Consider the following 14,276-nt stretch of genomic DNA (forward strand, 5'->3'; position numbering starts at 1 on the left):
GCGATCACATCGGATCGATTTCGGTCAGTTCACCGTCCATCCTCAGCCAACGGGTGGCCCCGATACCGCGTAGGAACGGCACGTCATGACTGGCGATGATCAACGCGCCCTGGTAGGACTCCAGCGCCCTGGTCAGTTGGCGGACGCTGGCCAGGTCCAGGTTGTTGGTCGGCTCGTCCAGCATCAGCAGCTGCGGCGCGGGCTCGGCGAGCATCAGCGCCGCGAGCGTCGCCCGGAACCTTTCGCCGCCGGACAGTGTGCCGACCGGCTGGTCGGCGCGGGCTCCGCGGAACAGGAACCGGGCCAGCCGGGCCCGGATCACGTTGTTCTCCGCGGTGGGCGCGAACCGGGCGACGTTCTCCGCGACGGTGAGCGCGTCGTCCAGCACGTCGAGCCGCTGCGGCAGGAAGCGCACCGGGACGTGCGCCACCGACTCGCCCGCCACCGGCGTAAGGTGCCCGGCGATGGTGCGCAACAAGGTGGACTTGCCGGACCCGTTGCCGCCCACCAGTGCCACCCGTTCCGGGCCGCGCAGTTCCAGGTGGGCCAGCGCGCCGTGCACCAGCTCGGCCTCGCGCAGGGTCAGTACGTCGCGGCCGGGCGGCACCGCGGTGTGCGGCAGGTCGACGCGGATCTCGTCGTCGTCGCGCACCGCCGATACCGCGTCGTCCAGGCGGGCCTTGGCCTCGGCCACCTTCTCGGTCTGCATGGTGCGGTACTTGCCCGCGGAGACCTGGGCCTCGCGCTTGCGCGCGTTCATCACGATGCGCGGTTCGCGCTTGTTGTCGTACTGCTTCTGCCCGAAGCGGACCCGTCGGGCCAACTTCACCTGGGTTTCCTCCAGTTCGCGCCGCTGCCTGCGCAGATCGGCCTCGGCGGCCCGGACCATGCGCTCGGCCGCCTCCTGTTCCACGGCGAGTGCCGTCTGGTAGGCGGTGAAGTTGCCGCCGTACCAGCGCACTTCGCCGCCGCGCAGCTCGGCGATCTGGTCGACCCGCTCCAGCAGCTCCCGGTCGTGGCTGACCACGACCAGCACGCCGCGCCAGGCGGCGACGGCGTCGTAGAGCCGTTGCCGGGCGGCCAGGTCCAGGTTGTTGGTCGGCTCGTCCAGCAGCAGGACGTCGGGGCGGCGCAGGAGCAGTGCCGCGAGCCGCAGCAGCACCGACTCGCCGCCGGACACCTCGCCGACCGTACGGTCGAGGCCGATCCGGCCGAGCCCCAACTGGTCGAGGGTGGCGCGGGCGCGCTCCTCGACGTCCCAGTCGTCGCCGACCGTGGTGAAGTGGTGTTCGCTGACGTCACCCCGCTCGATGGCGTGCAGGGCGGCCCGTACCCGGTGGATGCCGAGTGCCTCGTCCACCCGGACGGTGGTGTCGAGGGTGAGGCTCTGCGGCAGGTAGCCCACCTCGCCGGTGACCCGCAAGGTGCCGTGTGTGGGCGTCAGTTCGCTCGCGAGGAGCCGCAGCAGGGTGGACTTTCCGGAGCCGTTGAGGCCGATCAGGCCGGTGCGGCCGGGGCCGATGGCGATCTGGAAGCCGTCGAACACGGTCGTTCCGTCGGGCCAGGAGAATCCGAGGTCCGCGGTGGTGATGGAGGGGGACGCTATAGACATATGTGGTCTCCGGTTGCTCAGTGGATCTGGGATCGGGCAACACGTGGAGACACCGCGGCAAGTGGCAACGCTCAAGCGGCAGATGGAACGAGGGCGCCCCGGCATGCGGAAGGCGGCTCATGGCTGAGGTCGCACACGGCTTCGCGTGGTGTTCGCGGTCGCGGTGTCTGCTGGGACCTCAGTAGAGCAACGGCCTTCTCCGATCGACGACAACAGGGCCGACAACAACCGTAGGCAGGGGTGCGCCGGATGGCAATCGGATTTTCCGGCGCCGCCCAGATGGCCGTGCGCGGCCTTCCGTGGTGGCGGGTGGTGTGGTGTGCTGGCGACCATGGTTGACGAATGCGCTCACCGCACGGTGCCGCTGCGCCCGATGGCCGTCCCCGGCGACGAGGCGGAAGCGCGTAGCAGGGCGTTCCACGAGGTGATGGCACGCCGCCGCACGGTGCGTGACTTCTCCCCCCGACCGGTCCCCGACGGGGTGGTGGAGTGGGCCGTGCGCACCGCTGCCACCGCCCCCAGTGGCGCCAACGTGCAGCCGTGGCGCTTCGTGGTGCTCACCGACCCGGAGCGCAAGCGGCGGCTGCGTGAGGCGGCCGAGGCCGAGGAGCGGGAGTTCTACTCCCGGCGGGCCTCGCAGGAGTGGCTTGCGGCCCTGGAGCCGCTGGGCACCGACTGGCGCAAGCCGTTCCTTGAGCAGGCCCCCGTGGTCGTCGTGGTGTTCGAGGTGCACAAGGGACCGGAATCGCCGCGCCCGTACTACACCAAGGAGTCGGTGGGCATCGCGGTCGGCCTGCTGCTGGCCTCGCTGCACCAGGCGGGGCTCGCGACGCTCACCCACACCCCGAGCCCGATGCGGTTCCTCAACGAGGTGTGCGACCGGCCGCCGGAGGAGCGCGCCTCGTATGTGATCCCGGTCGGCTACCCGGCCGAGGGCGCGCGGGTGCCGGACATCCACCGCAAGGACCTCGATCAGGTTCTGGTCCGGCTCTGAGCGGCGCGGGTGGCAGTCACGGCGTGATGCGTCCCGTGTGCGAGCTCCGGCCGTCCGGGGCGCGTGTCTCGCCGCGGCAGGTCTCCACCCAGCCACCGAGCGAGAGGACGCGCCGCGTCAACTCCCCACGCACTGCCAGGTCGTAAGCGAACCGCTCCCAGTCGAACACGAGGCAGACGCGGCGCTTGTCGGTCCCTGCCGCGCGCATGGTGTTGCACAGGTGATCGAGCGCCGGGCGGCGGTTGAGGGACTGCGCGTCCTCACCCCGGTCAACGAACCCTCCGCCGTAACCCCAGCCCTGCTTCTGCACGTACGCCGCGCAGGCTTTCAGGCGTACGTCGAGGGTGATGATGTTCTTGGTGACGTGGCGGTCGTAGATGAACGCGAGGGTTGGCTGAGTGGCTGTCATGGTCGGCTCCGAACGGCACATCGACGGTGGGTAACCGACCGTAGGTCCCCGGTGACGGGGGCTCAATGGCACTTTTCCAGCGGCCTGCCGCGAAGTGCCACGCAGTGCTATATCGGCAGGCCGACCGTGTCCGCCAACTCTCGTATCTCGCCCGTCAACGTTCGCCGCCTGGTGACGATGCGCTCCACGATGTCCCGTGCGTACCGCTGGTGCGCCAGCCACTGGGGTGCAGCTTGGCGGACCGCGTTCAGCACCTCTACCGCCTCGGCGTACTGGCGTTGCCGGACACGGGCGTTCGCCACGTCAAGCCGGTGCCGGTTCAGGTTGTTCGATGATGGCCGCAATCCCTGCGTTGGGATGCTGGCCGCGAGTCTGAGCACTTGGTCGGGTCGATCTGCGATCATCGCCGTCTCTGCCTGCTTCAACGCCACCGTAACGGGGCCGAAGGTGCGCAGGAAATCACCGGCGGGTGTCCACTCCTGACCGGTGGCGACCGCCGCCGACTTGGCGAGCCTGAGCGTATCGTCGGCTTCACCTGGACGGTTGTCGCGGATCGACGCGGCCGAGGCGCGTAGCAGGAGCCAACCCCACGCGCTGAGGTCCTCCGGCGTGGCCCGCGACATTCGCGGCTCCACCTCGTCCGCCCACTGGATTGCCAACTCCCTTGCGTCCGCGACACTGCCGCGGCGCAGTAGCAGCCAGCACTGGGTGCTGACCGTCGCAGCGGCGTCAAGCCGGTCGGCGGCGTCGTCCATGGCTCGCTCCATCACGGCCTCGGCGGCGTCGAACTGCCGTGTCTGGGTGAGCAGCCACCCGGTCAACTGCAAGAGTCTGCCGCGCACCCGGCGTGCGGCCGAGGAAACCTCGACGAGGGCATCGGCATCGCGCAACAGGGCGGGCAGAATGGTGCTCAACTCGGCGAACTGGTCGGAGGCGAACAGCGGTACAGCTGCCTTGATGGCATCACGTACCCCGTCGAGGGTGGGGGGCTCGTCCGGCCCGGACGGTGCCGGGGTGAGGAGCGCTTCACGCACTGCCGCCCAGCGATCAACGGTCTGGGGATCGGCACCCTCTTCATGACGGTCGGCGATGAGCCGGGACGTGGGGACGCGTAGGGCGACGGCAAGCCGCCGTGCGGTCTCCAGACGGGTGTCGGGCCGCTCGCCTTGTTCCAGCTTCCGGACGAGCGACAGAGAGACACCGGACGCGGACGCGAGACCCTGCTGGGTGAGCCCTCGTCGCTTGCGAATTTCCCGCAGCCGCCCCCCGATGTGAGACGAGGTCTCCTCAGTCATGCTGGTCTCCGTTCTGGCGACAACGGAACCGTACCCCCAGTCGGCACCCGTGGAACGGTCGTTGGCCCATGCTTCTGCCGGTGCGGGCGCTACCTCTGGCGGTGTACGGGGGTTGTCCCCCGGGTCGGTGGCGGTGGACTCCCCCGGTCAGCCCGGGTGGTGACTCCATGGTTCGGGCGGCGGCGGGTTCCTAGGTTCTAGGGGTCAGCTTCCCGCCCCGTCACCAGGAGTTCCGCATGCCGCCGACCAGCACGCTCGCCGCGCCGCCCCGCACCAAGGGAAGTGAGTTCGCGCCGTTGCTGCGGCTGGCCAAGGAACGCGGTCTACTGGGCCGACGGGCCGGATACTACATACGGACGATCACGTTCAACGCTCTGGCCCTAGCGGTCACTTGGGCGGGCGTGCTGGTGCTGGGCGGCTCCTGGTGGGTGCTGCTGCTCGCCGTCCCGTTGGCGGTGCTGTGCGGCCGTACCGCCTTCATCGGGCATGACGCGGGCCATCAGCAGATCGCCCGGCGCCGCGGGGTGAACCGGGTGCTGGGGCTGGTGCACGGCGACCTGCTGCTGGGGATGGGCTACGGCTGGTGGAACGACAAGCACAACCGGCACCACGCCAACCCCAACCACGTGGGCAAGGACCCCGATGTGGAGGTCGGCGCGCTGGTGTGGAGCCGGGCGCAGGCGGTCCAGCGGGAGGGCTTCGCCCGCTTCCTGGCGAAGCATCAGGCCCGGCTGTTCTTCCCGATGCTGCTGCTGGAGGGCTTCGCGCTGAAGGTGGCCACCGTGCAGGACCTCAGGCGACGGCCTCCGCGAGACCGGGCCGTCGAGGCCGTACTGCTCGCGGCACACCTCGCCGGGTACGTGGCGCTGCTGCTCACCGCGATGCCGGTGGGAACCGCGGTGGTCTTCGCCGTGCTGCACCACGCCCTGTTCGGACTGCACCTGGGATGCTCGTTCGCGCCGAACCACAAGGGGATGGCGATGCCGGAGGACGACGGGCAGCGCTGGGGTCATCTGCGCCGCCAGGTGCTGACCTCGCGTGACGTCCGCGGCGGCCGCGCCACGGACTGGTTCCTCGGCGGGCTCAACTACCAGATCGAACACCATCTGTTCCCCAGCATGCCGCGCCCGCACCTGCGGCTGGTGCAGCCGCTGGTGCGCGAGCACTGCCAGCGGCTCGGCGTCCCGTACGCGGAGGCCGGGCTCATGGAGTCGTACGCACAGGCGCTGCGCCATATGCACGCCGTCGGTGCTCCTTTGCGCGGCGCGTGAACGGGTGGCTCCTCGCGTCGCCGCCCACGCGGCCCCCGGCCAGCCGCTAGCGTCGGGAACAGGAACGCCCTGCCGCAGGAGGACCGGGATGAACGGTGCGCAGTCCCTGATCAGCAGCCTCGCCGACGCCGGTGTGGAGGTCTGCTTCGGGAACCCCGGTACGTCCGAGATGCACCTGGTGGCGGCGTTGGACGAGGTTCCCGCGCCGCGTGCGGTGCTGTGCCTGTTCGAGGGCGTGGCCACGGGGGCGGCGGACGGGTACGGGCGGATGGCGGACCGGCCCGCGGCCACCCTGCTGCACCTCGGTCCAGGTCTGGGCAACGGTCTGGCCAATCTGCACAACGCCCGCCGCGCCTGCACCCCGCTGGTGAACGTGGTGGGCGACCACGCCACGTACCACAAGCGGCTGGATCCGCCGCTGGAGTCGGACATCGACGCGGTGGCGGCGACGGTGTCCGGCTGGTTGCGCCGGGCGGGCGCGGCGGACGATCTGGCCGCCGACGCGGCGGACGCGGTCGCCGCGGCACTGACCCCGCCGGGCCGGATCGCCACCCTGATCCTGCCCGCGGATCTGGCGTGGACCGATGTGTCGTGGAGCGCTGCCCCGGCAACCGGTGGTCCCGGCACGGTCGATGTGGTCAGGCCGATCCCGGTGGCGGACGAGGTGGTGGCGCGCACCGCCGGCGTCCTGCGGTCCGGTGAACCGGGGGCGCTGCTGATCGGGGGCGCGGCCACCCGGGGCGAGGGGCTGCGGGCAGCGGGCCGGATCGCGGCGGCGACCGGCGCCAGGCTGCTGTGCGAGACGTTCCCGGCCCGGCTGGAGCGCGGGGCCGGGGTGCCCGTGGCGGAGCGGCTGGCCTATCGGGCGGAGGCGGTCGCCGGTCAACTGGCGGGCGTACGACACCTGGTGCTGGCCGGCGCGGTCTCACCGGTGTCGTTCTTCGCGTATCCCGGAGCGGCGGGCGATCTGGTCCCGGAGGACTGCCAGGTGCACGTCCTGGCGCACGGCCAGGAGGACCTGACCGGGGCGCTGACCGCGCTGGCGGACGCCACGGCGAAGGGCGCCGCCGCCCAACTGGCCGCGCCCGAGCGGCCGTCGCCGCCGGGCGGCGCGCTGACCGCCGAGACCATGGCGTACGTGGTCGGCGCGCTGCTGCCGGAGCGGGCGATCGTGGTGGACGAGGCCAACACCTCGGGCCCCTGGCTACCAGGCGCCACCGCGGGCGCTCCGCCGCACGACTGGCTGACGCTGACCGGTGGGGCGATCGGCCAGGGGCTGCCGGTGGCCACCGGTGCGGCGGTGGCCTGCCCGGACCGGCCGGTGCTCTGCCTGGAGTCGGACGGCAGCGCCATGTACACCATCTCGGCCCTGTGGACCCAGGCGCACGAGGGCCTCGATGTGACGACGGTCGTACTGAACAACAGCGGGTACGCGATCCTGAACATGGAGCTGCGGCGGGCGGCCGCCGCCGAGCCCGGGCCGAAGGCCCGCGAACTGCTGGACCTGTCCCGGCCCGGGCTGGACTTCGTGAGCATCGCGCGGGGCATGGGCGTTCCGGCCGAACGCTCCGTCACCGCCGAGGAGTTCACGAGGGCGCTGGGCCGCGCGCTCGCCGAACCGGGACCGCATCTGGTCGAGGCCGTGGTGCCACCGCTGGTGTGAGCGGTTTCGCAACCTCGCTGAGACAGCAATACTGTCTCACCAGACCGCCGCGGTCGCCGACCAGAAAGCGAGGGCCAGTCGATGACTCCGCCGCCGAGCCTCACCGTGGACGAGTTGGCCGCGCGGGCCGGGGTGACGGTGCGGACCGTCCGCTTCTACGGCACCAAGGGCCTGCTGCCGCCTCCGGTGCTCGGCCCGCGCCGGGTGGGGCACTACGGTCCCGAGCACCTGGCCCGGCTGGCGCTGATCGAGGAGTTGCAGCACCAGGGGCTGACGCTGGCCGCCATCGAACGGTATCTGGAGCAGCTCCCGGCCGACATCACCGCACACGACCTCGCCATCCACCGCGCGCTCGTCGCCTCCTGGCTGCCGGAGGACGCGCAGGAGGCGACCCGTGAGGAGTTGGAACGGCGGGCGGGCCGGGCGCTCAGCGAGCAGGACGTGGACCGGCTGGCGGCGATGAACGTACTGCGGCGCGGTGACGACCCGAACGTGTTCGAGGTGGACCCGGGCATCCTGCACCTGGGCGTACGGCTGCTGGACGTGCCCGTGGCGCTGGAGACGATCCTGGCGGCGCGCGAGGTCATGCTCCAGCACTCCCGCGCGGCGGCACGGGAGTTGAGCCGGATGTTCCGGGACGAGATGTGGGAGGAAGGCAGCCTGCGCGAGGTGAAGTCGCTCTCGGCGCATATGCAACCGCTGGTCGTGCAGGCACTGGTCACGGCGTTCCAGCGGTCCCTGCGCGAGGAGCTGCGGGCGCTGTACGCGCAGCGGTCCGGTGAGTGATGCCTGCCGCGAGGGCGGGACCGGGCAGGCATCCGGAAACGGTCGGCGGCTCATGGGCAGCGCTGGCGGCCTGGACCGCCGTCCCGGTGATCGTCGCCGTGGTCGTCGTACGGCGACGGGGACGTGCGAAGTCCCGTTACACCGGGCAGTGTTGAGGGCGAGCCCCCAACACCGTCCGGCGCCACGCTACGCGTTCGTGAAGACCTCGCCGCGTTCTGCCTTGTCCAGCAGCAGCCGCGGCGGAGCGAAGCGTTCGCCGTACGCGGCCCGCAACTCGCGGGCCCGGGCCACGAATCCGGGGAGTCCGCCCTCGTAGCCGTTGATGTACTGGAGTACACCGCCCGTCCACGCGGGGAAGCCGATGCCGAGCAGGGAGCCGACATTGGCGTCGGCGACCGAGGTCAGGACGTTCTCCTCAAGGCAGCGCACCGAGTCCAGTGCCTCGGAGAACAGCATCCGTTCCTTGATGTCCTCGAACGGAACCGCCACCTCCGGCTTGCCGAAGTGCTCGCGCAGCCCCGGCCACAGCCCGGCACGCTGGCCGTTGTCGTACTCGTAGAAGCCCGCTCCCCCGCTGCGGCCGGGTCGGCCGAACTCGTCCACCATGCGGTCGATGACCGCCTCCGCGGGATGCGGCTGGTAGCTGCCGCCGGCCTCCTCGACCGCCCGGCGGGACTCGTCGCGGATCTTGCGCGGCAGGGTGAGCGTCAACTCGTCCATCAGCGACAGCACCTTGGCCGGGTAACCGGCCTGCGCCGCCGCCTGCTCCACCGAGGAGGGGTCGACGCCCTCGCCGATCATCGCCACACCCTCGTTGATGAACTGCCCGATGACCCGGGAGGTGAAGAAGCCGCGCGAGTCGTTGACCACGATCGGGGTCTTGCGGATCTGCCGGACCAGGTCGAAGGCGCGGGCCAGCGCCTCGTCACCGGTCCGCTCGCCCTTGATGATCTCCACCAGCGGCATCTTGTCGACCGGCGAGAAGAAGTGCAGTCCGACGAAGTCCTGGGGCCGGGCGACTCCCTCGGCGAGCATGGTGATCGGCAGGGTGGAGGTGTTGGAGCACAGCAGCGCGTCGGGTGCGACGACCTCCTGGATCTCCTGGAAGACCTTGTGCTTGACCGCCGGGTCCTCGAAGACCGCCTCGATCACCGCGTCGCAGCCCGCCGCGTCCGCGGCGTCGCCGGTCGGGGTGATCCGGGCCAGCACCTCGTCACGCTGCTCGGGGGTCGTCCGGCCCTTGGCCACCGCCTTGTCCAGCAGCCCGACCGAGTACGACCTTCCGCGCTCGGCGGCCTCCAGCGAGACGTCCTTGAGCACCACGTCGATGCCGGAGCGCGCACAGGCGTAGGCGATGCCCGCGCCCATCATTCCAGCGCCGAGCACCACGACCTTGCGGACGGTGTGCGGTGCGATGCCGTCCGGGCGGGACGCACCGGAGTTGACCGTCTGCATGTCGAAGAAGAAGCCCTGGATCATGTTCTTGGAGATCCGGCCGCAGGCCAACTCGGTGAAGTAGCGGGCCTCGATGACCTGCGCGGTCTCGAAGTCCACCTGGGCGCCCTCGACCGCGGCGGCCAGGATGTTGCGCGGTGCGGGGTAGGGGGCGCCACCGAGCTGCTTCTTGAGGTTGGCGGGGAAAGCCGGGAGGTTGGCGGCGAACTTCGGGTTGGCGGGCGTGCCGCCGGGGATCCGGTAGCCGTCGGCGTCCCAGGGCTGCCGGGCCTCGGGGTTGGCGTCGACGAAGGCACGGGCGCGGGCCAGCAGGTCCTCGCGGCTGTCGGCGACCTCGTGGATCAGCCCGGCCGCCAGGGCGCGCCGCGGGGTGTACTGGGTGCCCTGCACCAGCACCTTCAGCAGGGCGTCGGCGACGCCCAGCAGCCGTACCGTGCGGACCACGCCACCCGCCCCGGGCAGCAGGCCGAGGGTGACCTCGGGCAACCCGATCTTCGTGCCGGGCGCGTCCAGCACCACCCGGTGGTGGCAGGCCAGCGCGATCTCGTAACCGCCGCCCAGGGCCGCGCCGTTGACCGCCGCGACCACCGGCCTGCCGAGCGTCTCCAGTCGGCGCAGCAGCCGCTTGACGCGCATGCCCCCCGCGAAGACGTCCGCCGCCCGGTCGGGGGTGGCGCGGATCAGGTCGCGTAGGTCGCCTCCGGCGAAGAAGGTCTTCTTGGCGGAGGTGACGATGACGCCGCGCAGCTGCTCGCGTTCGGCCTCCAGGCGTGCCACGACGGCTTCGAGCGAGTCGGCGAAGGCGTCGTTCATGGTGTTGGCGGACTGGGCGGGGTCGTCCAGCACGAGGGTGACGACGCCGTCGGCGTCCTGTTCCCACCGGATGGTGGTGCGCGTGGTCATTCCTGGGGCTCCAAGTTTCGGGGTCCAGGGGCAGCACCCCTGGTGAAGGGAATCAGCAACGGCGAACGTGTTCAGAGGCGTTCGACGACGGTGGCGATGCCCATGCCGCCGCCCACGCAGAGGGTGGCCAGGCCGTAGCGCTGGTCGCGCCGCTCCAACTCGTCGATGAGGGTGCCCAGGATCATCGCGCCGGTGGCGCCCAGCGGGTGGCCCATGGCGATGGCACCGCCGTTGACGTTGATCCGGTCCAGGTCGATCTCCATGTCCCGGGCGAAGCGCAACACCACGGCGGCGAACGCCTCGTTGATCTCGACGAGGTCGATGTCGCCGGTGCCAAGGCCCGCCTTGGCGAGCGCCTTGCGGGCGGCGGGGGCCGGGCCGGTGAGCATGATGGTCGGGTCGGCGCCGCAGACCGCGGCGGAGACGATGCGGGCGCGCGGGGTGAGCCCGTGGCGCTCGCCGACCTCGCGGTTGCCGATGGCGACCAGGGCGGCGCCGTCCACGATGCCGGAGGAGTTGCCCGCGTGGTGGACGTGGTCGATCTTCTCGACCCAGTGGTACTTCTGCAGCGCCACGGCGTCGAAGCCGCCGGCCTCGCCGATGGCGGCGAACGACGGCTTGAGCCCGGCGAGGCTCTCCACCGTGGTGCCGGGGCGGATGTGCTCGTCGCGGTCGAGCACCACCAGGCCGTTGCGGTCGCGCACCGGGACCACGGACCGGTCGAAGTACCCGGACTTCCATGCCTCGGTGGCGCGTGCCTGTGACTCCGCGGCGAAGGCGTCCACATCCGCGCGGCCGAAGCCCTCGATGGTGGCGATCAGGTCGGCGCCGATGCCCTGGGGCACGAAGCCGGTTTCGAAGCTGGTCATCGGGTCCATGGCCCAGGCGCCGCCGTCGGACCCCATCGGCACCCGCGACATCGACTCCACGCCGCCCGCCAGGACCAGGTCCTCCCAGCCCGAACGCACCTTGGCGGCGGCCATGTTGACCGCTTCCAGACCCGAGGCGCAGAAGCGGTTCTCCTGCACGCCCGCGACGGTGTCCGGCAGGCCCGCGGCAATGGCGGCGATCTTGGCTATGTCGGAGCCCTGGTCACCGAGCGGGCTGACCACGCCCAGCACGACGTCGTCGATGGCGGCCGGGTCCAGGGCGGGGAAGCGGCGGCGCAGTTCATGGATCAGCCCGACGACCAGGTCGACCGGCTTGGTGCCGTGCAGCGCGCCGTTGGCCTTGCCGCGACCGCGCGGGGTGCGGATCGCGTCATACACGTACGCTTCGGTACTCAACGTTCTTCTTCTCCGTGGTTGATGGGACGTCGGAAGGTCTTCTCAGGACAGCAGCGCGCGGCCGATGATCTCCTTCATGATCTCGGTGGTGCCGCCGTAGATCGTCTGGATGCGGCCGTCGGTGAAGGCCCTGGCGACCGGGTACTCGGTCATGTAGCCGTAGCCGCCGTGCAGTTGCAGACAGCGGTCGGCGACCCGCTTCTGCAGTTCGGTGGCCCACCACTTGGCCATCGAGGCGTGCACCGCGTCCAGTCCGCCGCGGTTGTGCTCGGTGACGCAGCGGTCCACGAAGGTCCGGGTGACCGCGCACTCGGTGGCCATCTCGGCGATCTCGAAGCGGACGTGCTGGAGTTTGGCCAGCGGTCGGCCGAACGCCTCGCGCTCCTTGACGTAGGTACGGGTCAGTTCCAGCAGGTGCTCGGCCGCGGCGATGGCGGCGACCGCGATGGCCAGCCGCTCCTGCGGCAGATTGGCCATCAGGTGGCCGAAGGCGCCGTTCTCGGTGCCCAGCAGGTTCTCCTTGGGCACAGGTACGTCGGAGAAGAACAACTCGGCGGTGTCCTGGGCCTTCTGGCCGATCTTGTCGAGGTTGCGGCCCCGTTCGAAACCGGGCGTGCCGCGCTCCACGACCAGCAGGCTCAGTCCCCTGGCGCCGCCCTCCGGTGTGGTTCTGGCCACCACGACGACCAGGTCGGCCAGGATTCCGTTGGAGATGAAGGTCTTGGTGCCGTTCAGCAGCCAGTGGTCGCCCTGGTCGGTGGCGGTGGTTCGGATCCCCTGGAGGTCGGAGCCGGCGCCCGGTTCGGTCATGGCGATGGCGCCGATGCTCTCGCCGCCGCAGAACCCGGGCAGCCAGCGGCGCTTCTGCTCCTCGCTGCCGAGCGAGGTGAGGTACGGGCCGACGATGTCGTTGTGCAGGCCGATGGCGAGCCCGGAGGCACCGGCCCTGGTGAACTCCTCCGCGAGCACGACCGCGTAGCGGAAGTCGTCGGTGCCGCCGCCTCCGTACTCCTCGGGTACGGCGAGGCCCAGCAGCCCCTGCCGTCCCGCGGCCAGCCAGGCGTCCCGGTCGACCACGCCCGCCCGCTCCCAGCGGGCGTGGTGCGGTAGCACCTCCTTGGCCAGGAAGGTGCGCACCGTCTCACGGAACGCCTCATGTTCCGCGGTGAACAGGTCCCGCCGCATGCTGCTGGCTCCCTCTTGTCGTGTTCGCTGGCCGGAGGCGGGGGCACCCGGTGCGTGCCACCACAGGTTCGCTCAACCCCCGTTGAGCGCCGGCAGGTTCCAGTCACGGGCCACTTCCCCCGTGTGGGCCCCCGGCACCGCGGGCGGACGGCGCAACCCGCCCGGGGTGGCCGAGAACCGTGGCGCGGGCGCGGGCTGGGTGCGTCCCTCGGCGTCCGCGGTGAAGGTGCCGCGGGCCGCCAGATGCGGATGGCGGGCCGCCTCGCGCAGCGAGAGCACCGGTGCCACACAGGCGTCCCGCCCCTCGAAGACCTCGGTCCACTCCTGCCGGGTACGGGACCTGAAACACTCGGCGACGCGCTCTCGCAACTCCCCCCAGCGGGACGGGTCGTCGCGGTCCGGTGCGTCCTCGCCGAGTTCCAACAGCGCGGCGAACTCCGTGTAGAACGGCCGCTCCAGGGCGCCGACGGCCATGTGGCCGCCGTCAGATGTCTGGTAGACGCCGTAGTAAGGGCAGCCGCCGTCCAGCAGGTTGACACCGCGCCGGTCCTGCCACGCGCCCGCGCCGAGCATCCCCCAGATCATCGCGCCCAGATGCGCGGTGCCGTCCACGATGGCGGCGTCCACCACCTGTCCGGCGCCGGTAGACCGGGCGTGGTGCAGGGCGGCGAGTACTCCGACGACGAGGTAGAGGGAGCCGCCCGCGTAGTCGCCGAGGAGGTTGGCGGGTACGGAGGGTGGGCCCTCGGCGGGGCCGATCATGCCGAGGGTCCCGACGGTGGCGATGTAGCCGATGTCGTGTCCGGCGCTGTGGGCGAGCGGTCCTTGCTGGCCCCAGCCGGTCATCCGCCCGTAGACCAGGCGGGGGTTCGCGGCCAGGCACTCGTCGGGTCCCACGCCCAACCGCTCGGCGACGCCCGGCCGGTAGCCCTCGATCAGGATGTCGGCACGCCGCGCCAGCTCGACCACGAGTCCTGGTCCGGCCTCGGACTTGAGGTCCACGACGACGGAGCGCTTGTTGCGGTTGGTGACGTCGTGCGCGGGGTCGATGCCCAGCGGCGCGCCGCCCGGCCGGTCGACGCGGACCACATCGGCGCCGAGGTCCGCCAGCAGCATCGCGGCGAACGGTCCCGGGCCGATGCCGGCCAACTCCACGGCCCTGACTCCCGCCAGCGGACCGGGACTTCTCGGCTCGTCCATGGACCGGCTCCCCTGCCACGACAGCCATCACTTTGACAGTACAGGTGTAACATCAGGGATGTTAGAAGTCCGCGGCACGCGGGGCAAGGGCCACCCCGGCCGGTGGCGGCGAATTCTTCGGGGGCTTCACCGCGCGTTCCGGGTCGGGGCTTCGCCGCCCGGCCCCAGGCCCTTCGGTCCCGAACTTCCCCGCCCGTCATGCCCTTTGCGCCCCAAA

At 71.2% G+C, this 14,276-nt stretch carries 11 protein-coding genes; 4 read left to right on the forward strand and 7 right to left on the reverse strand.

The window, feature by feature from the left end; translation table 11 throughout:
• Positions 1 to 4: 4 nt before the first annotated feature.
• On the reverse strand, positions 5 to 1,612 hold the full coding sequence (locus P3G67_RS07495) for an ABC-F family ATP-binding cassette domain-containing protein (protein WP_276092735.1): 1,608 nt from the start codon (positions 1,610 to 1,612) through the stop codon (positions 5 to 7).
• A gap of 331 nt (positions 1,613 to 1,943) precedes the next feature.
• Here P3G67_RS07495 and P3G67_RS07500 point away from each other — a divergent pair, with 331 nt between their 5' ends.
• Positions 1,944 to 2,606, forward strand: a complete 663-nt coding sequence (locus tag P3G67_RS07500) for a nitroreductase family protein (RefSeq protein ID WP_269855074.1) — start codon at positions 1,944 to 1,946, stop codon at positions 2,604 to 2,606.
• Between the two features lie 16 nt (positions 2,607 to 2,622).
• On the opposite strand, the gene P3G67_RS07505 is transcribed toward P3G67_RS07500, so the two are convergent.
• Positions 2,623 to 3,015, reverse strand: a complete 393-nt coding sequence (locus P3G67_RS07505) for a recombinase family protein (protein ID WP_276092736.1) — start codon at positions 3,013 to 3,015, stop codon at positions 2,623 to 2,625.
• 107 nt (positions 3,016 to 3,122) lie between these two features.
• Positions 3,123 to 4,310 (reverse strand): helix-turn-helix domain-containing protein, encoded by a 1,188-nt coding sequence (locus P3G67_RS07510; RefSeq protein ID WP_276092737.1) that lies wholly within the window; start codon positions 4,308 to 4,310, stop codon positions 3,123 to 3,125.
• Positions 4,311 to 4,546: 236 nt separating this feature from the next.
• Between P3G67_RS07510 and P3G67_RS07515 the strand changes: the two genes are divergently transcribed.
• From P3G67_RS07515 to P3G67_RS07525, 3 genes are all read left to right on the forward strand, one after another.
• Positions 4,547 to 5,581, forward strand: coding sequence for a fatty acid desaturase family protein (locus tag P3G67_RS07515; RefSeq protein WP_276092738.1), 1,035 nt, complete (start codon positions 4,547 to 4,549; stop codon positions 5,579 to 5,581).
• Between the two features lie 88 nt (positions 5,582 to 5,669).
• Positions 5,670 to 7,244 carry an acetolactate synthase large subunit gene (locus P3G67_RS07520; RefSeq protein ID WP_276092739.1) on the forward strand — a complete coding sequence of 525 codons (1,575 nt, stop codon included), beginning with the start codon at positions 5,670 to 5,672 and terminating at the stop codon, positions 7,242 to 7,244.
• Between the two features lie 81 nt (positions 7,245 to 7,325).
• The gene (locus P3G67_RS07525) at positions 7,326 to 8,030 is read left to right on the forward strand and encodes a MerR family transcriptional regulator (RefSeq protein ID WP_276092740.1); all 705 of its coding nucleotides are present in this window, start codon (positions 7,326 to 7,328) and stop codon (positions 8,028 to 8,030) included.
• A 186-nt stretch (positions 8,031 to 8,216) separates the two neighbouring features.
• Here the strand turns inward: P3G67_RS07525 and P3G67_RS07530 are convergent, their stop codons facing one another.
• The 4 genes from P3G67_RS07530 to P3G67_RS07545 all read right to left on the reverse strand — a co-directional run bounded on the left by P3G67_RS07530 (position 8,217) and on the right by P3G67_RS07545 (position 14,059).
• Positions 8,217 to 10,388, reverse strand: coding sequence for a 3-hydroxyacyl-CoA dehydrogenase NAD-binding domain-containing protein (locus tag P3G67_RS07530; protein WP_276092741.1), 2,172 nt, complete (start codon positions 10,386 to 10,388; stop codon positions 8,217 to 8,219).
• A 71-nt stretch (positions 10,389 to 10,459) separates the two neighbouring features.
• A complete protein-coding gene (locus P3G67_RS07535; protein ID WP_269855081.1) occupies positions 10,460 to 11,674 on the reverse strand; it encodes an acetyl-CoA C-acetyltransferase in 1,215 nt (404 codons plus the stop codon).
• A 42-nt stretch (positions 11,675 to 11,716) separates the two neighbouring features.
• Positions 11,717 to 12,859 carry an acyl-CoA dehydrogenase family protein gene (locus P3G67_RS07540; protein WP_276092742.1) on the reverse strand — a complete coding sequence of 381 codons (1,143 nt, stop codon included), beginning with the start codon at positions 12,857 to 12,859 and terminating at the stop codon, positions 11,717 to 11,719.
• A 72-nt stretch (positions 12,860 to 12,931) separates the two neighbouring features.
• Complete coding sequence (locus P3G67_RS07545; protein WP_276092743.1) at positions 12,932 to 14,059, reverse strand: CaiB/BaiF CoA transferase family protein; 1,128 nt, start codon at positions 14,057 to 14,059, stop codon at positions 12,932 to 12,934.
• Between the last annotated feature and the right edge of the window lie 217 nt (positions 14,060 to 14,276).

It is taken from the genome of Streptomyces silvisoli (assembly GCF_029269905.1).
In the GTDB taxonomy this organism is placed as follows: Bacteria; Actinomycetota; Actinomycetes; order Streptomycetales; family Streptomycetaceae; genus Streptantibioticus_A; species Streptantibioticus_A silvisoli_A.